Origin of the sequence: Janthinobacterium glycogeni (genome assembly GCF_051380725.1) — a bacterium.
Classification (GTDB): domain Bacteria; phylum Pseudomonadota; class Gammaproteobacteria; order Burkholderiales; family Burkholderiaceae_D; genus Janthinobacterium.
Genome location: NZ_JBNYXP010000005.1, coordinates 429,357 through 454,046, shown reverse-complemented (window position 1 = coordinate 454,046; position 24,690 = coordinate 429,357). Strand labels below are relative to the sequence as shown.

General features: G+C 65.6%; 24 protein-coding genes. 15 read left to right on the top strand and 9 right to left on the bottom strand.

Going from position 1 to position 24,690, the window contains the following annotated elements:
• The first annotated feature begins 57 nt into the window (after nucleotides 1-57).
• The 5 genes from ACQ4W4_RS15035 to ACQ4W4_RS15015 are packed head-to-tail and all read left to right on the top strand — an operon-like array spanning nucleotide 58 to nucleotide 4,776.
• Nucleotides 58-564 (top strand): MarR family winged helix-turn-helix transcriptional regulator, encoded by a 507-nt coding sequence (locus ACQ4W4_RS15035; RefSeq protein WP_046682655.1) that lies wholly within the window; start codon nucleotides 58-60, stop codon nucleotides 562-564.
• A 10-nt stretch (nucleotides 565-574) separates the two neighbouring features.
• On the top strand, nucleotides 575-2,719 hold the full coding sequence (locus ACQ4W4_RS15030) for an FUSC family protein (RefSeq protein WP_436542678.1): 2,145 nt from the start codon (nucleotides 575-577) through the stop codon (nucleotides 2,717-2,719).
• Nucleotides 2,709-2,909, top strand: a complete 201-nt coding sequence (locus tag ACQ4W4_RS15025) for a DUF1656 domain-containing protein (protein ID WP_070224633.1) — start codon at nucleotides 2,709-2,711, stop codon at nucleotides 2,907-2,909. The genes ACQ4W4_RS15030 and ACQ4W4_RS15025 overlap by 11 nt, the downstream gene beginning before the upstream one ends.
• Nucleotides 2,910-2,959: 50 nt before the next feature.
• The gene (locus ACQ4W4_RS15020; protein ID WP_436542677.1) at nucleotides 2,960-3,868 is read left to right on the top strand and encodes an HlyD family secretion protein; all 909 of its coding nucleotides are present in this window, start codon (nucleotides 2,960-2,962) and stop codon (nucleotides 3,866-3,868) included.
• Entirely contained in the window at nucleotides 3,865-4,776 is a 912-nt protein-coding gene (locus tag ACQ4W4_RS15015) for a LysR family transcriptional regulator (protein ID WP_436542676.1), read from the top strand. Before ACQ4W4_RS15020 ends, ACQ4W4_RS15015 begins: the two co-directional genes overlap by 4 nt.
• A 9-nt stretch (nucleotides 4,777-4,785) precedes the next feature.
• Here ACQ4W4_RS15015 and ACQ4W4_RS15010 read toward each other — a convergent pair whose 3' ends face one another.
• The 5 genes from ACQ4W4_RS15010 to ACQ4W4_RS14990 all read right to left on the bottom strand — a co-directional run bounded on the left by ACQ4W4_RS15010 (nucleotide 4,786) and on the right by ACQ4W4_RS14990 (nucleotide 8,861).
• Nucleotides 4,786-5,331, bottom strand: coding sequence for an ester cyclase (locus ACQ4W4_RS15010; protein ID WP_436542675.1), 546 nt, complete (start codon nucleotides 5,329-5,331; stop codon nucleotides 4,786-4,788).
• A 121-nt stretch (nucleotides 5,332-5,452) separates the two neighbouring features.
• On the bottom strand, nucleotides 5,453-6,199 hold the full coding sequence (locus tag ACQ4W4_RS15005; protein WP_436542674.1) for an SDR family oxidoreductase: 747 nt from the start codon (nucleotides 6,197-6,199) through the stop codon (nucleotides 5,453-5,455).
• 81 nt (nucleotides 6,200-6,280) lie between these two features.
• Complete coding sequence (locus ACQ4W4_RS15000) at nucleotides 6,281-6,505, bottom strand: hypothetical protein (RefSeq protein WP_436542673.1); 225 nt, start codon at nucleotides 6,503-6,505, stop codon at nucleotides 6,281-6,283.
• A gap of 14 nt (nucleotides 6,506-6,519) precedes the next feature.
• Complete coding sequence (locus tag ACQ4W4_RS14995) at nucleotides 6,520-7,191, bottom strand: thiol:disulfide interchange protein DsbA/DsbL (protein WP_070219418.1); 672 nt, start codon at nucleotides 7,189-7,191, stop codon at nucleotides 6,520-6,522.
• Nucleotides 7,192-7,337: 146 nt separating this feature from the next.
• Nucleotides 7,338-8,861 carry a TonB-dependent receptor domain-containing protein gene (locus tag ACQ4W4_RS14990; protein WP_436542672.1) on the bottom strand — a complete coding sequence of 508 codons (1,524 nt, stop codon included), beginning with the start codon at nucleotides 8,859-8,861 and terminating at the stop codon, nucleotides 7,338-7,340.
• A gap of 222 nt (nucleotides 8,862-9,083) precedes the next feature.
• Between ACQ4W4_RS14990 and ACQ4W4_RS14985 the strand changes: the two genes are divergently transcribed.
• Both ACQ4W4_RS14985 and ACQ4W4_RS14980 read left to right on the top strand, forming a co-directional pair.
• A complete protein-coding gene (locus ACQ4W4_RS14985; protein WP_436542671.1) occupies nucleotides 9,084-11,336 on the top strand; it encodes a M1 family metallopeptidase in 2,253 nt (750 codons plus the stop codon).
• A complete protein-coding gene (locus ACQ4W4_RS14980) occupies nucleotides 11,333-12,217 on the top strand; it encodes a hypothetical protein (protein ID WP_436542670.1) in 885 nt (294 codons plus the stop codon). The genes ACQ4W4_RS14985 and ACQ4W4_RS14980 overlap by 4 nt, the downstream gene beginning before the upstream one ends.
• Here ACQ4W4_RS14980 and ACQ4W4_RS14975 read toward each other — a convergent pair whose 3' ends face one another.
• Nucleotides 12,218-13,108 (bottom strand): LysR family transcriptional regulator, encoded by an 891-nt coding sequence (locus tag ACQ4W4_RS14975; RefSeq protein ID WP_436542669.1) that lies wholly within the window; start codon nucleotides 13,106-13,108, stop codon nucleotides 12,218-12,220.
• A 114-nt stretch (nucleotides 13,109-13,222) separates the two neighbouring features.
• Between ACQ4W4_RS14975 and ACQ4W4_RS14970 the strand changes: the two genes are divergently transcribed.
• Nucleotides 13,223-14,026 carry a DODA-type extradiol aromatic ring-opening family dioxygenase gene (locus tag ACQ4W4_RS14970; RefSeq protein WP_436542668.1) on the top strand — a complete coding sequence of 268 codons (804 nt, stop codon included), beginning with the start codon at nucleotides 13,223-13,225 and terminating at the stop codon, nucleotides 14,024-14,026.
• Between the two features lie 72 nt (nucleotides 14,027-14,098).
• Here the strand turns inward: ACQ4W4_RS14970 and ylqF are convergent, their stop codons facing one another.
• The gene (ylqF, locus tag ACQ4W4_RS14965) at nucleotides 14,099-15,046 is read right to left on the bottom strand and encodes a ribosome biogenesis GTPase YlqF (protein WP_436542667.1); all 948 of its coding nucleotides are present in this window, start codon (nucleotides 15,044-15,046) and stop codon (nucleotides 14,099-14,101) included.
• 201 nt (nucleotides 15,047-15,247) lie between these two features.
• Here ylqF and ACQ4W4_RS14960 point away from each other — a divergent pair, with 201 nt between their 5' ends.
• Together ACQ4W4_RS14960 and ACQ4W4_RS14955 are read left to right on the top strand one after the other, a co-directional pair.
• A complete protein-coding gene (locus ACQ4W4_RS14960) occupies nucleotides 15,248-16,045 on the top strand; it encodes a hypothetical protein (RefSeq protein ID WP_436542666.1) in 798 nt (265 codons plus the stop codon).
• 157 nt (nucleotides 16,046-16,202) lie between these two features.
• Nucleotides 16,203-16,526, top strand: a complete 324-nt coding sequence (locus ACQ4W4_RS14955; protein WP_436542665.1) for a hypothetical protein — start codon at nucleotides 16,203-16,205, stop codon at nucleotides 16,524-16,526.
• Nucleotides 16,527-16,538: 12 nt separating this feature from the next.
• On the opposite strand, the gene ACQ4W4_RS14950 is transcribed toward ACQ4W4_RS14955, so the two are convergent.
• Nucleotides 16,539-17,465, bottom strand: a complete 927-nt coding sequence (locus ACQ4W4_RS14950) for a histone deacetylase family protein (protein ID WP_436542664.1) — start codon at nucleotides 17,463-17,465, stop codon at nucleotides 16,539-16,541.
• A gap of 217 nt (nucleotides 17,466-17,682) precedes the next feature.
• On the opposite strand from ACQ4W4_RS14950, the gene ACQ4W4_RS14945 reads away from it, so the two are divergent.
• The 5 genes from ACQ4W4_RS14945 to ACQ4W4_RS14925 all read left to right on the top strand — a co-directional run bounded on the left by ACQ4W4_RS14945 (nucleotide 17,683) and on the right by ACQ4W4_RS14925 (nucleotide 23,535).
• Nucleotides 17,683-18,591 carry an AAA family ATPase gene (locus ACQ4W4_RS14945; RefSeq protein ID WP_436542663.1) on the top strand — a complete coding sequence of 303 codons (909 nt, stop codon included), beginning with the start codon at nucleotides 17,683-17,685 and terminating at the stop codon, nucleotides 18,589-18,591.
• Nucleotides 18,592-18,596: 5 nt separating this feature from the next.
• Nucleotides 18,597-19,592: a DUF58 domain-containing protein gene (locus ACQ4W4_RS14940; protein WP_436542662.1), complete on the top strand. Its 996-nt coding sequence runs from the start codon at nucleotides 18,597-18,599 to the stop codon at nucleotides 19,590-19,592.
• Complete coding sequence (locus ACQ4W4_RS14935) at nucleotides 19,589-21,610, top strand: transglutaminase TgpA family protein (RefSeq protein WP_436542661.1); 2,022 nt, start codon at nucleotides 19,589-19,591, stop codon at nucleotides 21,608-21,610. Before ACQ4W4_RS14940 ends, ACQ4W4_RS14935 begins: the two co-directional genes overlap by 4 nt.
• On the top strand, nucleotides 21,601-22,764 hold the full coding sequence (gene mltB / locus ACQ4W4_RS14930) for a lytic murein transglycosylase B (RefSeq protein ID WP_436542660.1): 1,164 nt from the start codon (nucleotides 21,601-21,603) through the stop codon (nucleotides 22,762-22,764). Before ACQ4W4_RS14935 ends, mltB begins: the two co-directional genes overlap by 10 nt.
• Nucleotides 22,765-23,202: 438 nt before the next feature.
• Nucleotides 23,203-23,535 (top strand): hypothetical protein, encoded by a 333-nt coding sequence (locus tag ACQ4W4_RS14925; RefSeq protein ID WP_034751784.1) that lies wholly within the window; start codon nucleotides 23,203-23,205, stop codon nucleotides 23,533-23,535.
• A gap of 237 nt (nucleotides 23,536-23,772) precedes the next feature.
• Here ACQ4W4_RS14925 and cysM read toward each other — a convergent pair whose 3' ends face one another.
• The gene (gene cysM, locus ACQ4W4_RS14920; protein ID WP_035825682.1) at nucleotides 23,773-24,675 is read right to left on the bottom strand and encodes a cysteine synthase CysM; all 903 of its coding nucleotides are present in this window, start codon (nucleotides 24,673-24,675) and stop codon (nucleotides 23,773-23,775) included.
• Nucleotides 24,676-24,690 lie beyond the last annotated feature (15 nt).

Below are 24,690 nucleotides of genomic sequence, written 5' to 3'. Positions count from 1 at the left end.
TTGCCCTAGCCCAACAAGATACAATCGGAACTTTATTCACACATGAAGGAATATGACATGACCGCTTTTGACGCCACCTCCAAGCGGCTGCAAAACATCCGCACGCGCATGCCAGGCTTCCCCATGGAACTGATGCGCCTGTTGCGCATGACGTACCACATTCAAAAAGGCATGAAGGACTTGACCAATGCCGCGCTGAAGAAGCACGACCTGGTCGATGCCAGCTACATGGTGCTGGCCGTGCTGTACGGCACGGACGACGAAACCTCGAACGCCTGCACCCTGGGCATGGCGTGCCATGAAAAGCCGGCCAACCTGACGCGCGTATGCAACGACCTGGAAACGCGCGGCCTGATCCATCGCGGCACGCGTCCCGGAGACCGCCGCTCGGTGATGATCTCGCTGACCGACAAGGGCCGCGCGCTAATCGAAACGGCGCTGCCCGACGTGTACCAGGAAACGTCGGCCCTGTACGAAGGGTTCACGGAAGAAGAGCTGCAAGTGCTCGACAAGCTGTACATGCGCCAGCTGCGCAACCTGAACAATCTCAACAACCAGAACTGATAGCCTATCGATGACGCCAGCCACAGCAACCACACCTACATATGGCCCCCTGAGCCGGGCGGCCCACTGGCTGGCGCTGGCGCTGCAGGACTGGCGCGCGACGGAAGGCGAACGCTGGATCTACGTCGGCAAGAACCTCATCGCCGCGTTCTGCGCCCTGTGGCTGGCCTACCGCCTGGGCCTCGATTCGCCGAGCACGGCGATGACCACCACCATCATCCTGGCCCTGCCCAGCAGCGGCATGGTGCTGGAAAAAAGCTTTTACCGCCTGTGCGGCACCCTGCTCGGATGCACGGCGGCGCTGACCCTGATCGGCCTGTTCCCGCAGCAGCCCGTGCTGCTGTTCGCCGGCCTGGCCCTGTGGGTGGGCCTGTGCACGAGCGGCTCGGCGCTGCACCGCAATGCCCAGTCGTATGTCTACGTGCTGGCCGGCTACACGGCCTGCATGATCGTGCTGCCCGCCATCGAGCAGCCGATGCAGGTATTCTCGCTGGCCGTTACGCGCGTGGCCGAAGTGGGCCTGGGCATCATCTGCTCGGCAGCCGTGTCCAGCGTGCTGCTTCCGCGCCACCAGGGCACGCAGGTGATGCGCACGGTGCAGGCGCGCTACGGCAAATTCCTCTCCTTCTGCCACGACGTGCTGCAGCAAAAGCTCACGCCGGCGCAAGTGGAACTGACGCATCTGCAGTTTGCCGCCGATGTGGCGGCGCTGGAACTGGGCCGCTCGGCCGCCCTGTTCGAAGTCACCAGCAAAGTGAGCCACGTGCGCGCGCAAAACCGCAAGCTGCACGCCTTCAACGCCACCTTCATGACGGCGCTGACCACCTTCTACACCTTCCACCGCCTGTTCGACCGCCTGCGGCGCGATGGCGAAACCCAGGTCATGCAGGCGTGCGCGCCCCTGTACGCCATCGTCGCCGAAGCGCTGCAGGCGACGCCGTCGCAAGACTCGCTCGACACCATGCAGCGGCATCTGCAGACGGCGCTGGCGCAGGCCCGCGCGGAGATCGACAGCGCGGCCATCGCGCATGCGCAGCGCATCGACTTCGACACCGTATGCGAACTGCTCGAGCGCTTCGCGCGCGACATGAGCCGCTTTCACGAAGTGTATTTCAGCCTCGTGCATGACACGCCGCTCGACGTGAGCACGCCGCAGGCGTATGCGCCGAAGACGCCGCCCGCGCTGGTGCTCGCCAGCGGCGCGCGCGCCGGCATCAGCCTGGCCCTGCTGGCGCTGGGCGCCTATTTCCTCGCCTGGCCCTACGCCAGCACGGCGATGCTGATGGCGGCCGTGTTCTGCGCGCTGGCCTCGTCCTCGCCGCGCCCCATCATGATGATCCGGCAAGTGCTGACGGGCTTTTTGATCGCGATGCCCCTGTCGCTCGTCTGCGTGTACTTCGTGCTGGTGCACGGCGACGGCTTCCCCATGCTGGTGCTCAGTTTTGCGCCCTTCCTCGCCGTCGGCCTGTACCTGATGACGAATCCGGCCAAGCTGGGCGTGGGCCTGGGCGTGTCGACCTTCATCACGCAGATGGCGCCGACGAATCTGATGCACGTCGATGGCGCGGCCTTTTTGAACACGGGCATGGCGCTGATCGTCGGCCTGATGCTGGCCGCCCTCGTGTTCGCCGTGCTGCTGCCCGAGCACACGATGGGCCACAAAGACCATATCGGCCCGGCCCTGTGGCGCGAAGCGCTGCATGCGTGCACGGCGCCGGCGCGACGAGTCAAGCATCGTTTCGACAACCGCGTGCGCGACCTGCTCAGTCAGCTCAATGCGGCGGCCGGGCCGGCGCCGGGCGAGGCTACGCGCGCCGTCGTGCGCCAGGCCCTGACCCTGCTGGAAATCGGCCATTCCGTGATCGAATTGCGCGAACTGATCGCGACCGCCCGCCCGGGCGCCACGCGCCATGCGCTGCAGCAGTGCGTGGACGGCATCGCCGCCTGGCTGCGCACGCGCGGCGATGCGCCACTGCAGGCGGCGCTGGACGCCACCCTGCAGGCGGGCGCCGTGGTGCGCGCGGCGCAAACGCAAGCCGATGCGACAGCCGAACGCAGCGCACGTCTGCAGACAGCCTTGGCCGACCTGCATTCGATCTATACCTCATTACTCGACCACATGGCGCCTGACGCCGGAGACCATCATGCCGCGTGAATTCGCCCTGTTCGGAATTCTGATTCCTACCCTGCTGCCCCTGTTCATCCTCAGCATCGGTCTGCAAACCCTGCTCGACCGCGTGCTGGGCTGGCTGGGCGTGTACCGCATGGTGTGGCACCCGTCGCTGGCGCGGCTGTGCATCTTCATCGCCATCTTCGGCGCGCTGGCTTTATCGCTGTACAAATAGCTCTGCAAATAAAAAAAACTGTTCAACCCCATCAAGGAAAGGCTGCCGACATGGTAAGCAAACTGACACGCTATGCAATCACCCTGCTGCTATTGGCAGCAGCCCTGTGGATAGGCAAGACCGTCTGGGACCGCTACATGGAGTCGCCGTGGACGCGCGACGGCCGCATCAAGGCCGACATCGTCAACATCAGCGCCGACGTGGCCGGCACCGTCACGGACGTGCTGGTGCGCGACAACCAGGTGGTGCAAAAAGGCGACGTGCTGTTCGTCGTCGACAAGGAACGCTATGCGAGCGCGCTGGCCCAGGCCGACGCCGTGCTGGCCACGCAGAGGACGGAGCAGGGCCGCCGCGGCAAGGAAGCGCAGCGCCGCGCAGGCCTCGACGCCAGCATCATCTCGACGGAAAGCCGCGAAAGCGCGGCGTTTGCCGCCACCTCGGCCACCTCCCAGGTGCAGGCCGCCGTGGCCGCCCGCGCGCTGGCGCAACTGAACCTGGAACGCACCACCGTGCGCGCCCCCGTCAGCGGCTACGTGACCAACCTGAACGTGCACAAGGGCGATTTCGCCGCCGTCGGCGCGGCCAAGCTGGCCGTCATCGACAGCGCCTCGTACTACGTCGTCGGCTACTTCGAAGAGACCAAGCTGGGGATGCTGGCGCAGGACGACAAGGCGGAAATGAATCTGATGAGCGGCGGCACGCTGCATGGCCACATCGAGAGCATCGCGCGCGGCATCACCGACCGCGACGCCGCCACGGGCCGCGAACTGCTGGCCGACGTCAATCCCACCTTCAACTGGGTGCGCCTGGCGCAGCGCGTACCCGTGCGCATCCACATCGATGAGCAGGACAAGAATCAGGTCCTGGTGGCCGGCACCACCTGCACCGTGGTGATCACGCCCCACTCAGCGCCTCATGCGGCGCCGGCGCCGAAACCAGCGGCCGCGCACCCGGCATGATGCGCGGCGGCGCCGGACGCCTGGCGGAAATCGCCCTGTTCCTCGACGCGGCAACGCTGGGCAGCTTTTCCGCCGCCGGCCGCAAGCACGGCCTGTCGCCGGCCGCCGCCAGCGCCGCCATCGCGCGCCTGGAAACGGCGCTGGGCGCCACCCTGTTCGAACGCACCACGCGCCAGCTGCGCCTGACGGACGAGGGGCTGCACTACCGCCGCTACAGCGAACAGGCGCTGGACTTGCTGGCGCAGGCCGAAGACGGCTTGCACGGGGGCGATGGCGCCGTGCGCGGCGTGGTGCGCATCTCGGCGCCGTCGGACATCGGCCGCCAGCTGCTGCTGCCCATGCTCGACCGCTTTGCCGCGCTGCACCCGCAGCTGCGCCATGCGCTGACTCTGACGGACGCCACGGCCAACCTGGTGCAGGACGACGTCGACCTGGCCATCCGCTACGGCGAGCTGCCCGACAGCGACATGGTGGCGCGCCTGCTGCACCGGGGCCGGCGCGTCGTGTGCGTGGCGCCCGCACTGGCCGCCAAAGTGGGCGTGCCGGCCACGCCGCGCGACCTGGCACAGCTGCCGACCCTCGTGCTGATGGCCGGCGACGGCGCGCCGCAGGAATGGCGCTACCGCGAAAACGGCAAGCGCCACAGCCTGCGCCTGCACGGGGACTGGCACAGCAACGACGGTGAAATCATCCGCCGCTGGGCCGTGGCCGGCCATGGCTACGCCTACAAATCGCTGCTCGACATCGGCGACGACCTGCGCGCGGGACGCTTGCAGACGGTGCTCGACGATTACTTTGCCGACAGCGTCCCCCTGAACCTGCTGTACCGGCGCAGCCGCTTCCAGCCGCCGCGCGTCGCCCTGCTGGCCGACTTCCTCGTGCGGCAGTTCTCCGCAGTGCCAGCCTGACGGCCGCCCTTACTGCGGCAGCACGCCCAGCTGGCGCAGCAGGGTCAGGTTGTCTTCCAGGTGCCAGTTATCGCTGATGCGCCCCTGCGCATCGACCTGGTACAGATCAAACGCGTAAAAGTCGATGGCTTGTCCCTTGCCGCGCACCTCGCCCTGCGGCGTGGGGAAGACGCCCGTGAAGCGGCCCGTGAAATGCAGGCGCAAGGTCACCCGGTCGCCCGCCACCAGCATCTCCTCGATGGCCACCTGCAAATCCGGCACGGCCGCGTGAAAGACCTGCGACGCCTGCAGCGGGCCGGCCAATCCCTGCGGACGGCCGGCGGGCAAGGTGCGATCGGTGAAATCGTCGGCCAGCGCCAGGCGCGCCAGGACCGGATCGCCGCTTTGCCAGAACGCGGCATAGCGGCGCGCGGCCAGCGCCACCTTGCCGGTGGCGGCGGCGCCGGAAATCTTCGCAGGCATGGGCAGGGAAGGCGCCACGTCGGCGGCATGGACAAGGCTGGCGCCAAGCAACGACAGGGCCAGGATGGCGGGGGCAAGAACGGGAGCGGGCATAATGAATCCAGGTGGGTTGATCGGCGTGCCTGCTGCATATGGCACCCCGCCATTCTGGACTCGCTTGCCCTGCTTGATAATTGGCCCCGCGCTTGAAGCAATTGCTTGTAGCAGTTGAAAATCAGCGCCCGCCCGCCACGTCGAGGATGCTGCCCGTCACATACGTCGCGCCCGGTCCCAGCAGGTACAGGATGGCGTCGGCGATTTCTTCCGGCTGGCCGCCGCGCTGCATGGGCACGCCCGATGCCAGACGCGCCACCCGTCCCGGTTCGCCGCCCGAGGCGTGGATGTCCGTGTAGATGATGCCGGGCCGCACGCCGTTGACGCGGATGCCGTCGGCCGCCACTTCCTTCGCCAGGCCCAGGGTCAGGGTATCGACGGCGCCTTTCGAGGCCGCGTAATCGATGTATTCGTCCGGCGAGCCGAGGCGCGCGGCCGCCGACGAGACATTCACGATGCGTCCGCCCTCCCCGCCGCTCGCCGTCGACATGCGCCGCACGGCCTGCTGGCAGCACAGGAAATAACTGATCACGTTGGTGCGCAGCACGCGCTCGAGGCGCTGCACAGACATGTCGACAAGCCGGCATTTCTGCTCCAGCACGCCCACGTTGTTGACCAGCGCCGTCAAGGTGCCCAGGCGCGCATCGACTTCCGCAAACAGGCGCGCCACGTCCGCTTCATCGCTGACGTCGGCCTGCACGGCGATGGCCTCGCCGCCTTCGGCCGCGATGCGCGCGCACAGTTCCGCTGCCGCCTGCGCATCGCGCACATAGTTGACGCACACGGCATAGCCCTGGCGCGCCGCCAGCAACGCCGTCGCCGCGCCGATGCCGCGGCTGCTGCCGGTAATCAAGATCACTTCCTTCATCGTCCCTCCTGAATGGTTGTGGCTTCATCATACGCGGACGAAAAAAAACCCGCGCGCGGCGGGTTCTTGGTGCAAGCGCATTCAGTTCCTGAAATGCGTCATGGCGTACGTCAGATGCTGCCACCAGTGTTCGCGCGTCTGCACGGACGCCATGCATTTCGCATCGACCTCGTTCTTGAACGCGGGGTCCACGCAAGCCTTGCTGGCCAGCGCATTGCGCTGGTTTTCCACGTTGACGATGGCAATCGCCAGCCACGCCACGAGGGCGACGGCCAACACGCACAGGGTCCAGGGCAGCTGTTTCATGACGATCTCCGGTATTACTTCTTCGCTGGCGCGGGAGCGCGCTCTTTCAGAACGCGCGCCACCAGTTCATCCATCACGCGCAGGGTCGCCGCCTGGGTTTGCGGCTCGGACTGGCCAGGGCGCGACAGCTGCGCCGGCGACGTCACGAAGCGGCCGTCGATGACGATGGTCGGCGCGCTGTCGATCTTGCTGGCCGCGATCAGCTGTTCATTGCGTTTCAGCTTGGTCTGCACGCCGAACGAATTGAACATGTCCAGGTATTTCGCCTTGTCGATGCCGTTCTTGACCAGCAGGTCGAGGATGGCGTCATCGCGGTTCAGGCGGTTGCGCTCGACGTGGATGGCGCGGAAGATCTTGTCGTGGAACTGGTCCAGCTGGCCCATCGCTTCCAGGGTGGCGTAGGCGTGCGCCTGCGGATCTTTCGGCCCCGAGAAGGCCAGATGGATGCGGCGGAAGGCGATCTTGTCGCCCTGCTTCTTGACCCAGTCGTGCATCAGCGGATCGAGCGCGTAGCAATGCGGGCACGAATACATGAAGTATTCCACCACTTCCACCTTCTTGCCCGTGTCCGTGCGCACTGGCGTCGGGAGCGTGGTAAAGCCGGTATCGGCCGCCATGGCGCCGCCGGTGGCGGCCACCAGGGTGACGGCGGCAAGCAGGGGACGCAAGAAACGCAGAAAACGCATAATAATCCTTCATCATAAGTGGTCGTGAACGGGGCGAGATTACCACTTTTTGCGCCGGGCGATGAAGCCCGGGTGGAAAAAAGGCGCTTTTATCCGCTCCGTTTGCGCCCGCTTAAGCCGCATTTAAGCCCCGCCACGCGTCTGCCTCAGAAATGGTAGCGCGCCGACACGCGCAGCTGGCGCGCGTCGTTGAGGTAAATGCTGGAGCGGCAGCCCGGCGCATCGCCGTAATGGCGGCGGTTGGCCAGGTTGCTGCCGGCCAGCTCCAGCTCCCAGGCGCCCAGCTTGCGCACGTAACGTCCGTCCACGGTGGCAAACGCAGGCACTTGCGCCAGGCAGCTGCCGGCGAAATCGGGGCCGTAACGCAGGGCGCGCTGCCATTGCACGCCGACGTCGGCGCTGGCGCCGCCCTGCCCCGTCCAAGAGAGGCGCAGGCTGGCCAGGGTCTTGGGCACGAGCGCGATGTCCGGGCCGTCGTAGGCGTAATCGTCATAGCGCGCATGCACTTGCCGCAGCTGAGCGTCGAGGCGCCAGTCGCGCGCCAGCGCCATGCCGGCCTCGATGGCGATGCCTGCGCGGCGCGAGGGATCGAGATTGCCCGCAAAGCCCAGCTGGCCCAGGTTCTGGTCGAAGACGATCTGGTTGCTCAGGCGCTCGCTGAACACGCGCACGGAAGCGCTGCGCGCCGCGTCGCCGAAGGTGGCGCCCACTTCCATGTCGCGCCGCAGCTGTCCCGCCAGGGGACGGTAGCCGGCGCGGGTATAGCCATCGTCATCGATGCGGTAGCTGCGCGCTGCCCTGGCGTACACGCTCAGCTGCGGGCGCAGCTGCAGGCTGCCCTGCAAGTCCCACGCATTCTGGTTTTCCCAGTCGCTGCCGCCGGCGGGCATGTCGGCCGGGTCGAGCTGGAACTGTTCATGCCGCAGCCCCAGCAGCAGGCGCGGCGCATACAGGCCGCCGAAGGCCAGCTCTTCGCGCAGCAACAGCGCGCGCGAGTACTGGCGGCGCTGCGCATCGCCCGCGCGGCCCGAACGCCGCTGCCACTGCATCAGGTCCAGGCCCACTTCCGTGTCCGTGCCCACGCCAGCCACCTTGCCGTAATGGCGCAGGCGCGGTGCCAGCTGGCGGCGGCGGCTGCTGTACGTCGATTCGATGCTGCCGTCCTCGCCCGCATAGCGGGCCGTGGCGCGCTTTTCCCGCTGCGACAGTTCCACGCCCAGCTCGAAACTGCCGACATAGCGCTGCACGAAGGCGCTGGCGCGCCGCACCTCATAGCGGTACAGGTCTTCCGGGCGGGCCGCCAGCAACGCCAGGAACGGCGCCTCGGGCGCGGGATAGCGGGTGTCCTGGTTCAACTGGTCGGCGCTGAAGCCGAAGCGGCCCTGGCGCAGCTTCCATTCCGCGCCGCCGTTGAAGCCGCGCTGGTGAAACACGCTGCCATCGCGGTAATTGCCATTGCGCAGGCCGTCGATGGCCACGTCGAGCGACATGCCGCCCTGGTCGCGCGACAGGGCGCCGCGCATGCTGTGCTGGCCGCCCTGCGCCAGTTCGGCGGACAAGTCGCCATGCGTGACGCCGGCCGCGCCGTCCTGTGCGCACGCAGGCATGGCCAGGGCGCACAACAGCAAGATGCGCGCGGCGATGGTCAGGGCGGAAGGGGCAGGCATCATGGCGGAAAGCTGGGGCGCTACCGGGGCGCGAACGCACGGCAGCAGGAGGATGGCAAAAGCGAATCATTATACGCACGGCGCGCGGCGCCGCAACAGCGAGCTGGGTTGCCATGACAATCCATTACTTATTTGTAATTTTTACAGGTATATTAACGAACGCCCGGCGATCCTGGGCGCAGCCGACTGCATTTGAAAATCAACAAGCCTCTGTGGGAGTCACGCATGGAAAGTCGTAACACGCCGCGCCGCCGCATGATCCCCCTCGCGGGCAAGTTCAAAGCCCTTGCCATCGCCGTCCTGCTGCTGGCCGGCCTGGCCCTGCAGGCCGACTTGTTCGCCCAGCCGGAACTGGGCAAGCCGGCCAGCGCGGCCGTGCCGCTGGCGCCGTCCGCCGACGGCATCGCCCTCGCTTCGCCACATGCCGCCGCCGTGGCCACGCCCAGCGCCGGCAACGCCTGGGGCGGCGCGCGCACGGACGCGCAAGCGACCCTGTCGGACCGCGTAGTCGACTATCAGATCGAAGCGACGCTCGATCCGGTCAAGCACACGATTACCGGCCAGCAGAAACTGCGCTGGCGCAACCGCAGCGCGCAAGCCGTCAGCAGCGTGTACCTGCACCTGTACCTGAACGCGTTCGAAGGCGAACATTCGACCTTCTTCACCGAGAAGCGCAAGCTCGATACGGGCTTCCGCTCGGGCGTCGGCACGCGCGACGGCGAGTGGGGCTACATCGAACTGCGCAGCATGACGCAGAACGGCACCAAGGCACCCTGGCATTTCGTCCAGCCCGACAACGGCCCCGCCACCGACCGCACCGTCGTGCGCGTCGACCTGCCGCAGGCCGTCGCGCCGGGCGCCGAGACGACGCTCGACATCCGCTTCTTCGACCAGCTGCCGCGCGTCATCGCGCGCACCGGCTATTTCGGCAGCTTCCACCTGGTGGGCCAGTGGTTCCCCAAGATCGCCGTGCTGGAATTGCCCGGCGAACGGGGCGCCACCGCGCCGCGCTGGAACGCGCATGAATTCCACCTCCATTCGGAGTTCTACGCCGACTTCGGCCGTTACGACGTGAAGCTGACCGTGCCCAGGGAGTACACGGTGGGCGCCACCGGTGAATTGCAGGGCGCGCCGCAGGAAAAGAACGGCATGCTCACGCATCACTACGTGCAGGGCGACGTGCACGATTTTGCCTGGACGGCCGACAAGCGCAGCGCACTGCCATTGACGGGCAGCTGGAGCGGCCCTGGCAGCCCACCCGTGTCCATCAAGGTGCTGTACCCGCCCGAGTATGCGTCGAACGCGGCGCCGGCGCTGCAGGCGGCCAAGGATGCGCTCACGTATTTCTCGCGCACCCTGGGTCCGTATCCGTACAAGACGCTGACGGTGGTGATCCCGCCGTTCAATGCGGCCGAAGCGGGCGGCATGGAATATCCGACCTTCATCACGGCCTCGAGCTACGCCAGCCTGCAGCCGAAGACCATCGCCGAATTCGGCCTCGATTTCGTCACCATCCATGAATTCGGCCATGGCTATTTCTACGGCATCCTGGCCTCGAACGAATTCGAGGAACCGATCCTCGACGAAGGCTTGAACGAGTACTGGGACCAGCGCATGCTGCGCGCGCGCGGCCAGGGCATCCACGCCACCGCGCCCTGGCTCAAGCGCCTGGGCTTCGCTCCGGCCTTCAAGGTCTTCGAGTTCGAGCGCATGGCCGCGCCGCGCCAGGATGCGGCCGACCCGCTGGGCCAGAATGCGTGGAACCGCCTGCAGGGCGTGGGGCCCGTCTACAGCCGCACGGCCACCACCCTGCGCGACCTGGAAGCGCGCATCGGCAGCGAGGCCATGGAACGGGGCTTCAAGGCCTATTACGAACAGTGGAAATTCCGCCACCCCAGCGTGGCCGACCTGCGCGAAGCGCTGGCCGAAGCGACGGGCCAGCGGCGCATCGTGGAACAGGTCTTCGCGCAGCAAGTCCATGCCAGCGCGAATATCGACGACCGCATCGGCAGCTTCGCCAGCGAAGAGCAGACGCCGCTGGCCGGCCTGGCGCTGGTGAACGGCAAGCGCGTGGAACATACGCCCGAGGCGCTGGAAAAAGAAGAGGACAAGGTGCGCGAGGCGTGGGACAAGGCGCACCCGGACGCCAAGCCCGGCACGGGACCGTATCCCTATCTGACCAGCGTGGTGCTGCGCCGCCGCGGCGCGCCCGTGCCGCAGGTGCTGCTGGTGAAGTTCGCCGACGGCAGCTCCGAACGCGTGGTGTGGGACAACGGGGAGCTATGGCAGCGCTACACCTGGAGCAAGCCCGTGAAGGCCGTCTCGGCCGAACTGGACCCCGACCGCGTGCACTACCTCGACGTCAACAAGCTCGATGACAGCCGCACCCTGAAGGCCGACACGTCCGCCGCGCGGCGCTGGAGCCTCGATATCGCCGCCGCTTTCCAATACCTCCTTTCCCTGATCGCCATCGTATGAGCGCCACTTCCGCCACACGGGCCAGCGGCCTGCCCCTGACCATGCGCGCCAGCCGCGCCGCCCTGCAATGGCGCTTGCTGCTGCTGTGGGCCGGCTTGCTGCTGATCCCGACCCTCGTTGCCGTCATTCCCGTCTGGCGCACCTTGAGCGCCAGCCTCGATCAAGCCGTGCATGGGGCGGCGCTGGCGCAGCGGCTCGACCTGATGACGGTGGCCGATCTGGCCGCCAATGCCAGCCGCAACGGGGCCGCCGTCAGCCAGGCCGCCATCGCCGCCATCGTCCTGACCCTGCTGCTGTCGCCGCTGCTGAGCGGCCTGGTGGTGACGGCCGCGCGCGCGCCTGCGCCACCCGGCTTCGGTCCCCTGCTGACGGGCGCCTTCAGCGAATACGGCCGCATGCTGCGCATGCTGCTGTGGAGCATCGTGCCGCTGGGGGTGGCGCTGGCGATCGGCGCCGGCGCGCTGAAACTGGCCGACAAGCACGCGGCAAAGGCCATCCTGGAAGCCGATGCCGACCTGGCCCGCCACCTGGCCTTGCTGTTGACGGGTTTGCTGTTCCTGCTGGCCTGCGCCACGCTTGACGCGGGCCGCGCGGCCCTGGCCGTCGACCGGCGCCGCACCTCGGCCGTCAAGGCCTGGTGGCGGGGTCTCGGCATGCTGCGCCGGCGTCCGCTGGCCTGCCTGGCCATCTACCTCGTCATCACTGTGCTGGGACTGGCGCTGTATGCGCTGCTAGGCGTGGCCCGGCTGAACCTGGCCGGCCCCGGTCCTCTGGCCATCGCGGCCGGCTTGCTGGCGACGCAGCTGGCGGCGCTGGCGCTGGCGTGGATGCGCAGCGCGCGCCTGTTCGCGCTGATCGACGTGAAGCGCTCTGTCGGCTAATCAAGCCCCCAGGCGCCCTTCATCGGCCAGGAAGTCGATGAAGGTGCGCACCTTCGAGGACAGGTAGCGGCGGCTCGTGTAGACGGCGTACACCTTGCCGCCCGCCAGCTGGTAGCCATCGAAGAGTCGCACCAGCCGCCCCGCCGCCAGGTCCGCATCCGTCTGCCACGACGGCAGCAGCGCGATGCCCATGCCGTCGAGCGCGGCCGCGTGCAGCAGGCTTTCATTATTGCATTGCAAGACGGGCGAGAACTTCACCGTCTCGCTCCCCTGCGGCCCGTCGAATGCCAGCTCATTGCCGTTCGCCAGCAAGGAATAGCTGATCATGGCGTGCTGCGCCAGATCCTGCGGCAGCTGCGGCCGGCCCGCGCGCGCCAGGTAGGCGGGCGACGCCACCAGGTGGAATTCGATGCTGCCGATGGGCCGCGCGATCAGGGCCGGCGATGGGGCCTGGCTCACGCGCAGGGCCAGGTCGAAACCCTCTTCCACCAGATTGACCACTCTCCCGCTCAAATCGATGTCGAACGTGACTTCCGGGAAGCGCTCGCGGTAAGCCACCAGGGTGCGCGTAAAGATGGCGTTGGCGAACCAGACAGGGGCGCTCAGGCGCAGCATGCCGCGCGGCACCACCGTCGTGCGGCCCACGGTCGCCTCCACCTCGTCGAGATTGTCGAGCATGTCGCGGCACTGTTCGAAATACACCTTGCCGATTTCCGTCAGGCTCAGGTGGCGGCTGCTGCGGTTCAGCAAGCGCGCGCCCAGGTGGCGCTCCAGGTGCATCACGTGCTTGCTGACCATGGCCGGCGACAGATCGAGGCGCTCGCTGGCCCGCACAAAACTGTCCAGCTCCACTACGGCGCGAAACACGCGCATGCTGCGCAAGGTATCCATACCCATCCGATCATCAACAAAATGGAAATGATATATCAATAATGGCGATCTTGATCAACTGACCGCGCATGACTATCATCATTCCATCATCAGCCATTCCCACCAGGAGCCGCCATGCAAGAGCACACCTTCCCCACCTATTTCCTGTCGCACGGCGGCGGCCCGTGGCCGTTCATGAAAGATCAGTTCGGCGGCCGCTACGACGTGCTCGAAGCATCGTTGCAGGATATTCCGCGCCAGATCGGCGCGCGGCCGAAAGCCGTGCTGGTCGTCACGGCGCACTGGGAAGGGCCGCAATTCCTCGTCTCGGCCAGTCCCCGGCCGGGCATGATCTACGATTATTCGGGCTTTCCGCCGCACACGTATCAGATCCAGTACCCGGCACCGGGCGCGCCGGAACTGGCGGCGCAGGTAAAGCAGTTGCTCGACGCTGCCGGCCATCCGGCGCGCCTGGACCACGAACGGGGTTTCGACCACGGCACCTTCAGCGCCCTGTTCCCCATCTACCCGCAGGCGGACATGCCGCTGGTGCAGCTGTCGCTGAAACACGGCTACGACCCGCTCACGCACGTCGAGGTGGGCCGCGCGCTGGCCGGCCTGCGCCGCCAGGGCGTGCTGATACTGGGCAGCGGCCTCAGTTATCACAACCTGCGCCAGTTCGGCCAGGCGGGCGCCGTCGCCTCGCACCAGTTCGACACGTGGCTGCGCCAGGCCATGGCCCTGCCGCCCGCACAAAGGCTGGAGCAGTTGCTGGCCTGGGACCGGGCGCCGGGCGCGCGCCAGGCCCATCCGCAGGAAGACCATCTGCTGCCGCTGATGGTGGCGCTGGGCGCGGCGGAGCAGGAAGCGGCGCAGGTCGTGTATCACGAGGAGGATTTCTTTGGGGCGCTGGCGGTGACCAGTTTCAGGTTCGGATAACCCGCCGGCGCAGAAAAAAAGCGCCGCGACAGTGATGTCGCGGCGCTTTTTACATGGAGGGTATAACTTGAATCAGGTGCCGCGCTTGCCGCGCGCCGCATTCTTCGCCTTTTCGGCCGCGATCTCCGCCGCCTTGGCCGCTTTTTCCGCCATCTCGGCCGCGTGCTGGGCCATCAGGGCCGCGCGCGTGTCCGGCGTTTCCAGCGAGATGCGTCCCAGGATGCCGCTGCGGTAGTCGAGCAGCAGGGTGTGCGACGCTTTCTCGAAATCGTAGTCGCCGCCCTTGATGCGGAAGCCGCGCTTGGCGGCGATGCCCTCGACCACGCCGATGGCGTCGACTTCGCCGATCTTGGTGCCGTAGCGGGCCGCCAGCAAGTCCGGATAGCGCTTGAGCAACTCCTCGGCCAGGAACACGGCCACTTCCTCTTCGATCAGCGCATTCGAGCCGATGGCGTGGCTGGCCGCCAGCATCAGGCCGTCGCTGGGGATGGCGATCTTCGGCCACAGCATGCCGGGCGTGTCGACCAGAATCGTGTTCTTGTCCAGGTACAGCTTTTGCTGCATTTTGGTGACGGCCGGCTCGTCGCCCACTTTCGCCACGCGCTTTTTCAGCAGCGCGTTCATCAGGGTCGACTTGCCCACGTTGGGAATGCCCATGATCATGATGCGCAGCGGCTTCGTCGGCACGCCGCGGTGCGGCGCCAGCGATTTCGCCAGTTCCGGGATGCGCGCCACGTCGCCCGGCTTCTTGGTCGTCATCGCATACGCGGTCACGCCTTCCTGGGCATTGAAATACGCAACCCAGGCGGCCGTGGCGGCCGGATCGGCCAGGTCGGTCTTGTTGAGGATTTTCAGGCAAGGGCGCTGGCGGAACAGGCGCAGCTCGTCCACCATGGGATTGCAGCTGGCTGCCGGCAGGCGCGCGTCCACCACTTCAATCACCAGATCGGTGTTTTCCATGGTTTCGGCCGCTTTCTTGCGGGCCGCGTTCATGTGTCCTGGGTACCATTGTATCGCCATGCTCTTGCTTTCAAAATCGTTCGGTCAATCCGCTATTTTACGTGGTTGCCGCCGCGACGTCCCATTTTCCGCCGCCGGCGCCAGCCGTGCGACGCGAACGAGACAATTGGTGATAATTTGGCAGTTACACGAATGATAAGATCCGCAGTCCGTCCAGCCTGGCCGGTTTCCCCATTGCAAGTTCAACCTGGCACGCATTCCATGTATCTTCCCCGTTTTTTTCTCCTCGCCCCCCTTTACGCCTGCCTGCTGCCCGCCATGGCCCAGGAACAGCCGGCGGCGCCAGGCGACGCAGCGAACCAGGAAATGCAGCAGATTGTCGACGTGCAAGCCACCCGCGATCCCGACCTGCGCCCCTACCGCACCATGCTCAAGGGACTCGATGCGTATGCCGACCACCAGCGTCTGGCGCCTGGCGCGCCGCTGCGCTTCATGCTGATCCCCGCCACGCCGAAGGCCAGGCTCGAAGGCGTGACCCTGCACCTGTCGGCCGACAACCTGTCGATTCCCGTGCCGCTGGCGGCGGACGGCGGTTTCACCTTGACGCGCGACAAGACCGCCTACGATGCGAATGCCGACCTGGTCAGCAACAAGAAGCGCGACACCGTACGCTGGCGCGCCGACATCCATACGCCGGGCCTGCCCGCGAACGTGCGCCGCCTGGGCGACTTGCGCCTGGAATGCGAAATCCGCTGGGCCGTCGAGCAGGATGACCTGTCGTTTGTACGGCGCAACCTGTTCCGTCTGGCCGGCGGGCCGTGCCACTCGTCGCTGATCCACGTGCCGTTTCCCGTCTTCCGCAAGCTGCTTGCCGTGCAGGCGCGCTCGGGCGAGCGCACGCTGGACATCCGTATCACGGAAGACCGCCAGCGCTACGTGCCGCCGCTGCATGACGCGACCTGGGACGACAATACCCTGCTGACCCTCACGTATGCCGATGACGGCAACATGGCGCAAGCCGCACCCGCAACGCCCATGAAGGCGGCGCTGCGCCAGTGAGATACACCGTGGACGCCAGGTAAAATATTTCTACAAGGATTCTTTTATTTGTTCGGAGCAATAAAAAGTGTGCTCTAATATCGCCTCTTAAATGAAAAGCAATGATTTCCGGGCTGGCTCCCGCCAGGAAGATATGCGATGGGGATAGTGCGATATGATGATGGAACACACTGACAAGGCGCCCAAGCGCGTGCCGCGCAATGACTGGAAGAAGGAATGCCGGCAGCTGCAGGGGCAAGTGGCGCAGCTCGAAGAGCGGTTGAAACGCCAGAGCGCCGACAGTTATGGCTTGCAAATGCTGTATGACCAACTGGTCAATGAAATCAAGCACCACCGCGACATGTTGCAGCTCGACAGCTTCGATGCGGATAAATCATCGCTCGTCTACACGCAAGCCTGGCGCCGCTTCATGGCCGGCGACGCGCTCGACTATCAGACCCACCGCCATACGCATTCCAGCAGCCGTCCCACCTTGCTGTAGTTCGCTGCGCCGTTACAGTTCCGCCAGCGCCTTCACGTGCGCCGCCACGCTGCGGCCCAGCGATGACAGGTTGTAGCCCCCTTCGAGACAGCTGACGATGCGGCCCTTGCCATATTGATGGGCCACGGCCATCATCTGCTGCGTCATCCACGTGTAGTCGGCCTCCACCAGACCCATGCCGCCCACGTCGTCTTCGCGGTGGGCGTCGAAACCGGCGGAAATGAAAATCATCTGCGGCTGCTGCCGGTGCAGCGCCGGCAGCCAGTGGTCGAGCACCAGCTGGCGCACGGCGTCGCCCTTCGAGCGGGCTGGCACGGGCACGTTGACGCGCGTGTCGGTGTAGGACTCCACATCGCTGTACGGATAGAACGGGTGCTGGAAAAAACTCACCATCAGGATGCGCGGGTCGTGCGCCACTGACTCGGCCGTGCCATTGCCATGGTGCACGTCGAAGTCGACGATGGCAACGCGCTCGAGGCCACGCACGTCGAGCGCATGCTTGGCGGCGATGGCGACATTATTGAACAGGCAGAAACCCATCGGTTCGCTGGGCCGCGCATGGTGGCCGGGCGGGCGGATCGCGCAGAAGGCGTTGCTGATCTCGCCATCGATGACGGCGTCCGTGGCTGCCACGGCCGAGCCGGCCGCAGCCAGCGCCGCCTCATAGCTGTGCGCATTGAGCAGGGTGTCGCCGTCGAGCGGATAGTAGTCGCCCTCCCGCGGCACATTGTCGCGCACCAGGCCGATGGCCGTGGCACTGTGGTTGCGCTCGATATCGGACAATTGCGCGCGCACGCCGTCGCGGTGCTCGACCAGGTCGCTGATATGCGCGAGGATCAATTGATCGTTGATGGCCTGCAAGCGGGCCGGCGATTCAGGGTGCCAGTCGCCCATTTCATGACGCTGGCAATCGGGATGGGTATAAATGGCTGTGCTCATGCGCTGTACTGGTTACCTCTGTCTCTGTCCATTCTCCGGGAACACTGCATGGCATTGCTGTTCGCCCTGCGCGTTCTCGCATAAAATCACTGGCTGGTCTGTGCCGCCGTCGCTGCCTCTCTAATCTACCACGTGCGCGCAACGGGCGGGCGGCACGACTTGACCTGGCCAAAGCGATTGTAAATTAAATAATCCGACTTACTGTGATAGAAATAGCATGTTTTCGAAAATACACCAGGCCGCACAGCAGATCGGCGAAGTTCTCGTCGGCAAACACTTGCAGATCCGCCAGGCCCTCGCCTGCGTGCTGGCCGGCGGCCACCTGCTGATCGAAGACGTGCCCGGCGTGGGCAAGACAACCCTGGCGCACGCGCTGGCCATCTCGCTGGGCCTGCAATGGAAGCGCCAGCAATTCACCAGCGACCTGCTGCCCGCCGACGTGGCCGGCATGAGCGTGTATGACCGGGGCAGCGGCAGCTTCCTCTTTCATCCCGGTCCCCTGTTCACGCAAGTGCTGCTGGCCGACGAGATCAACCGCGCCACGCCGAAGACGCAATCGGGCTTGCTCGAAGCGATGGAGGAACGGCAAGTGACGCTCGATGGCGTTACGCATGCGCTGCCGCAGCCGTTTTTCGTCATCGCCACGCAGAACTGCGCGCACCAGCTGGGCACCTTCCCTCTGCCCGAATCGCAGCTCGACCGTTTTCTCATGTGCGTCACCCTGGGCTACCCCGATGCGGCCGCCGAACGGGCGCTGCTGCTGGGCGCCGACCGCCGCGCCATGCTGCAGACATTGCCGGCCGTCATGAACGCGGAAGAATTGCTGCAAGCGCAAGCGGGCCTGCGCGCCATCCACGCCTCGGTTGCCGTCGTCGACTACGTGCTGGCCCTCGTGCATGCCACGCGCGCGCCGGGCGTGTTTGCCGATGGCCTGAGTCCGCGCGCCGCGCTGGCCCTGCTGCAGGCGGCGCGCGCCTGGGCCGCCCTGGCCGGACGCGACCACGTCACGCCCGACGACGTGCAAGCCGTGCTATTGCCCGTCTGCGCCCACCGCCTGCATGCGGCGCAAGGGTCGCTGGATAGCCGCGCGCTGCTGCAGCACATGCTCTTGAGCATTCCCGTCTGAGCGGCATGCGCTGGCGCAATATCTCTTGGCTGCCGGCGCGTCCCTGGCTGGGCGCGCAGCGCGTGCACATCCGCCCTTCGCGCGCGGGCCTGGCGTTTGCCGCGCTGCTGCTGGCGCTGTGGATCGCCGCCGTCAATTACCGTCTGGGCCTCGGTTATGCGCTCACGTATTTCGCCGCCGCCTGCGCCATCGCCGACATGCTGTTTGCCAGCCGCAACCTGGCGGGCCTGGCGCTGGCCGCCACGCCGGGCAGCCCCGTGTTCGCGGGCAGCCACGCCTTGTTCACCTTGCGCCTGATCAACCGCAGCGCGCGCCCGCGCCATGCGATCCATCTCGCCCTCAGCGGTGTGGCGGCAGCGCCCAGCCTGGCAGACATCGCCGCCCACGGGGAAACAGCCGTCGGCATCGTCGTAACGGCGCGGCAACGCGGCTGGCTCGATGCGCCCTCCGTGCGCCTGTCCGGCAGTTTCCCGCTGGGCCTGTTTGTTGCATGGTGCCACTGGCAGCCCGATGCGCGCGTGCTCGTATATCCGCAGCCAGAACAGGGCGCGCCGCCGCTGCCCTTGCCTGCCGGCACGGCAAGGCAGGCACAGCAAACACGGCAGCCAGGCTCGCCAGACTCGTCCGATGGCGCCCTGGAACTGGCGGGCGTGCGCGCCTACCGGCCAGGCGACCCTTTGCGGCGCCTGGCCTGGCGCCAGATCGCCCGCCATGACGGCGAGCATGTATTCAGCAAGCAATTCCAGCCTGCCGCCGACGCTCCCGCAGGCGCAGCCCATGGCAGCATCGTGTTGGAGCACGCCGCCCTGCACGCGCTGGCGCCGGAAGCGCGCCTGTCGCGCCTGGCCGCCTGGGTGCTGCAAGCCGAACGCACGGGCCTGCCATATGGCTTGCGCCTGGGCGCGCTGACCGTGGCGCCGGCCTTGGGCGCCAGCCACCGCGACGCCTGCCTGCGCGCGCTGGCCCTGCATGATTTATCTGCCAGCCAGGCGGCCCCATGAGGCGCTGGCTCAGTAACTTGCCACGCGACAAGGCCGACATCGTGCTGCTGTTGCTGGCCGCCGCCATGGTGCTGGCGCCGCACGTGCTGCACCTGCCCCTATGGCTGTCGGCCGCCGCTGCCGCGCTCCTGCTGTGGCGCGCCGTCATTACCGTGCGGGGCAGGCGCCAGCCGCAGCTCACCCTGCTTGCGCCGCTGGCCCTGTTCGGCATCGCCGGCGTCTACGCCAGCTATGGCACCGTGCTGGGACGCGATCCCGGCGTGGCCATGCTAGCCCTGCTGCTGGCCTTGAAATCGCTGGAAATGCATGGCCGGCGCGACATCTTCGTCTTCGTCTTCCTCAGTTTTTTCCTTCTGCTGGCGAACTTTTTCCATACGCAAGGCATCCTCAGCGCTGCCTGGATGCTGGCCACCGTCATCGTCCTGCTGGCCGCCCTGCTGTCGGCCCAATACGGCGCCGTACAGCCCCGCCTGGCGCAACGGTTAAATTTGCTGGGACGCATGCTGGCACTGGCCGTCCCCCTGTCGGCCGTGATGTTTCTTGCCGTGCCGCGCGTCGACGGCCCCCTGTGGGGCGCTGGGCCAGAAGACGCCCAGGCGCGCACGGGCTTGTCCGACAGCATGCAGCCGGGCGCCATCGCCTCGCTGGCCCTGTCAAGCGCCCCTGTCTTTACGGCCCGTTTCAGCACACCGATCCCGCCGCAAGACCAGCTGTATTGGCGCGGCGTGGTGCTAGGCGACTTCGACGGCGCCACCTGGACGCGCAGGGGCGCGAAGGGCCGCGCGCCAGCCAGCGACAGCCGCATCGACATCGCGCTGGAAGGCCAGCCCAGCCAATATGAAGTGACCTTGCAGGCGAGCGGCCAGCGGCGCATCTTCGCGCTTGACGTGCCGCGCAGCATCGAACGCTTGCCCGGCAATCCCTACGTCGTCTCGTCCGCGCTGGAAGTGCTGACCATACAGCCCATTACTTCGACCGTGCGTTACCGCGCCAGTTCCCAGGCCCGCTACCGGCTGCAGGCCGGCTTGCCGGCCACGCAGCAACAGCCATGGCTGGCCTTGCCCGCTGGCAGCAACCCGCGCAGCGTGGCCTGGGCCCGCGCCCTGCGCGGCCATGGTGCGCAGGCGCTGGCGCCCGCCGACGCCGTCGCCGCCGTGCTCGAACACTTCCGCCGCGCGCCCTTCCGCTACACCCTGCAGCCGCCGCTGCTGGGCAAGCATGGCGTCGACGACTTCCTGTTTAGTACGCAGGCGGGTTTTTGCGAACATTACGCGGGCAGCTTTGTCGTACTGATGCGCGCCATGGGCATCCCCGCGCGCGTCGTCACCGGTTACCAGGGCGGCTTGCGCAACGGCACCGACAACAGTGTGAGCGTGCGCCAGTCCGATGCCCATGCCTGGAGCGAAGTGTGGCTGGCCGGCCGGGGCTGGGTGCGCATCGATCCCACCGGCGCCGTCGCCCCCCTGCGCACGCAGCGCAACCTCGATGCCGCCCTGCCGCCGCCCCCGTCGCCGCTGTCGGCGTGGCGGACCCTGGCCGGCCTCGACGGCGGCGCGCAAGGGGCCCTTGCCGCGTGGCGCCAGCAATGGCAACAGGCCGAGCATGCCTGGAGCAGCTGGGTACTCGACACCACGCCGCAACGCCGGCGCGCCATACTCGATCACTTGAAAAACTTGCCAGCGAAGAAGCTGGCATTCGCTTGCGCCGTGCTGGCCGTGCTGTCCGCCGTGGCCGGTGGACTGGTCTGGTGGCGGCAGGCGCGGCAGGGCGATCCGCTCGACGCCCTGTACGCACAGTTTTGCCGCCAGCAGGCGCGACGCGGCTACAGCCGTGCGCCGCATGAAGGTCCGCACGGTTATGCTGCACGGTTGGCCGCAGGCAAGGCCACACAAGAGGCGCACGCCGCCATCGCACAGTTTCTGGCAATCTATGCCGCGATGAAGTATGGTAATGCCACCCCAGACGAACAACTCCGCGCGCGGCGCAGCTTGCGCCGCCTGTTAACCCAATGCCGATGAGACGCTCCTTGTTACCGATCAAAAACTCCGCCCTGTCCCTGCTCCTCTCCCTTCCACTGTGCCTGGCGACCGCGCACGCTGGCGAAAACAGCCATATTTCCGCTGCCGACCGCGCCCGCGCCATGCGCGCGGCCAAGGCCCCGCCCGCCAAGGCGGCAGCCAAAAAAGCACCGGCAAAATTCGACTTCGAAGGCGAGTTTGTCGACTATGCCAACTGGAAGGAAGTCCGCGCCTTCCTCGACGACATGTCCGCCAAGCATGGCTTTGACCGCGTCGAGCTCGATACCCTGATCGGCAAGGTGCGCTATGTCGAGTCGACCGTGCAGCTGATGAAGCCGGCGCCGCCCGGCAAGCCGAAGAACTGGCAGGCGTACAGCGCCCGCTTCATCGAGCCGGTGCGCATCAATGCGGGCGTGAAATTCTGGGAAGAGAATGCGGAAGCGCTGGCGCGCGCCGAGCGCGAGTATGGCGTGCCGGCCGAGATCATCGTCGGCATCATCGGCGTGGAAACCGTGTACGGACGCAACACCGGCCGTTTCCGCGTGCTCGACGCGCTGACGACCCTGGCGTTTTCGTATCCGGAAAGCCCGACCCGCGCCGCGCGCATGGAATTTTTCAAGGGAGAACTGGAAAACGCGCTGCTGTACGCGCGCAAGGATGGCATCGATCCCTTGACCCTGCTCGGCTCGTATGCGGGCGCCATTGGCTTGCCGCAATTCATGCCCAGCAGCATCATGAAATATGCGGTGGACTTCGATGGCGATGGCCATATCGACCTGCGCAATTCCACGGCCGACGCCATCGGCAGCGTCGCGCATTTCCTCGTCGAACATGGCTGGCGGCGCGACGACCCGGCCACCAGCACGTATCCCGTCACCGTGTCGGCCAGCCGCTCGTGGGAAAAGTACATCGGCCAGGGCCTGCAAGCCAAATACCGGCTGGGGGAACTGCAGGAAGCCGGCGTGAGCGCCGCCCCGTCCACGCCCCAGAACATGTTGTTTGGCTTGATCGATTTACAAAATGGTTCAGAAGCAACTGAGTATCACTTGGCAACCAATAACTTCTTTGCTATAACTCAGTACAACAGAAGTTATTTTTATGCCATGTCAGTGATTGACCTGGGCAAGGCCATCAGTCAAGTGCGCGCACGCTAACCGAAAGTCAGTGTAAAGTTATAATATTACTTGTAAGAAAGCGTAAGCGATGTTGAAGCGACCGGCAAACAGGTCTATGGTGGGGCCGATAACATGTGCCAGCCTCGCTCGCCAGCCTTTGTGCGGCACGGGATGCAGTAGTGGTTTTATACTTAACTTTTGTCAAAGTACAATTTTTGCTCTATCATAGAGCATAATAAAGAATAAATAGGTGTTGCAGCTAGACAACACCGGTTCTGTACAAAGCAAGATTAGCGGGCTTTCCCGCCTGAAATTGAATCCTGTTGTACAATTGTGTATATATCATGAAAAACTGTATCCCGGATCGTACCGTGTGTGAATTCGTTCCTTTTAGTAAAGAATGAACATGAACGCAGCAAGAGCGAGCTCCGAGTGTTTTTTACTTTGCAGTGCAACTACAGAAGGAACAATAACATCATGACAAACCAAGTCGGCATTGATATGAACAGCGATTCGGACTCCGACGATCTGCTTCAGTACAACCCAAACAGACTGCTCGATACCCTGATCGAAAACCTGCGCCTGAAAAACGACGCAGCCTTGTCCCGCGCGCTGGAAGTGGCGCCGCCGGTCATCAGTAAAATTCGCCACCACCGCCTGCCGGTCGGCGCATCGCTGCTGATCCGCATGCACGAAGTCAGCGACCTGAGCATCCGCGACCTGCGTTACCTGATGGGTGACCGTCGTAACAAATTCCGCATCAGCGACAAGCAATTCAAGCCAAAAGAAGGCGAAACGCCACAAGGCTGATCCTGCCAGTTCGCAGGTTTTCCCTCCCCGCCATGGGGAGGGGGTATTTCCAGCAGTTCTCAGGCCGTTCTGGCCGATATATTTCCCGTTTTACATGATTCCCCAAGCTGTATCGACGCCCGACAAAACCGTAGCGAGCGGCAGTGATTTGTGGCTAAGAAGCGCAACCGTGCTAGAGCACGGTGAACATCGCAGGCCGCAAAGCACGCCGCGCGAGGTTTGCTTGGGCGTCCTCTATCAAGCAGGAAAGACACCGGTAGACAGGTAGCGGTCGCCACGGTCGCAGACGACGAACACGATGGTCGCGTTTTCCACCGTTTGCGAGATGCGCAGCGCGATTTCGCACGCACCGGCCGCCGAGATGCCGCAAAACAAGCCCTCTTCCGCCGCCAGGCTGCGCGCCATGCGCTCGGCCACGCCCTGGCTCACGTATTCCACCTGGTCGACGCGGCTCTTGTCGTAGATTTTCGGCAAATACGCTTCCGGCCATTTGCGGATGCCGGGAATCTGCGAGCCTTCCTCGGGCTGGGCGCCGATGATCTGGATGGCGGGATTTTGCTCCTTCAAATAGCGCGACACGCCCATGATGGTGCCCGTCGTGCCCATGGCGCTGACGAAATGCGTGACCTGGCCATTGGTATCGCGCCAGATTTCCGGCCCCGTGCTTTCATAGTGGGCGCGCGAATTGTCTTCGTTGGCGAACTGGTCGAGGATGACGCCGCGTCCATCCTTCTGCATCTGCTCGGCCAGATCGCGCGCATACTCCATGCCGCCCGTCTTCGGCGTCAATAAAATGTCGGCGCCGTAGGCGGCCATGCTCTGGCGGCGCTCGACACTGAGGTTATCCGGCATCAAGAGCAGCATCTTGTAGCCGCGCAAGGCGGCGGCCATGGCCAGCGCGATGCCCGTATTGCCGCTGGTCGCCTCGATCAGGGTATCGCCCGGCTTGATGACGCCGCGCTCTTCAGCGCGCTTGAGCATGGACATGGCCGCGCGGTCCTTCACGGAGCCGGCCGGGTTATTGCCTTCCAGCTTGCCCAGGATGACGTTGTTGCGCGCAAGCGCATCGGCACCCGGCAAGCGCGTCAGCTGCACCAGCGGGGTATTGCCTATCGTATCTTCAAGTGTCTTGTAAGCCATCGTGTCTGTGTGAGT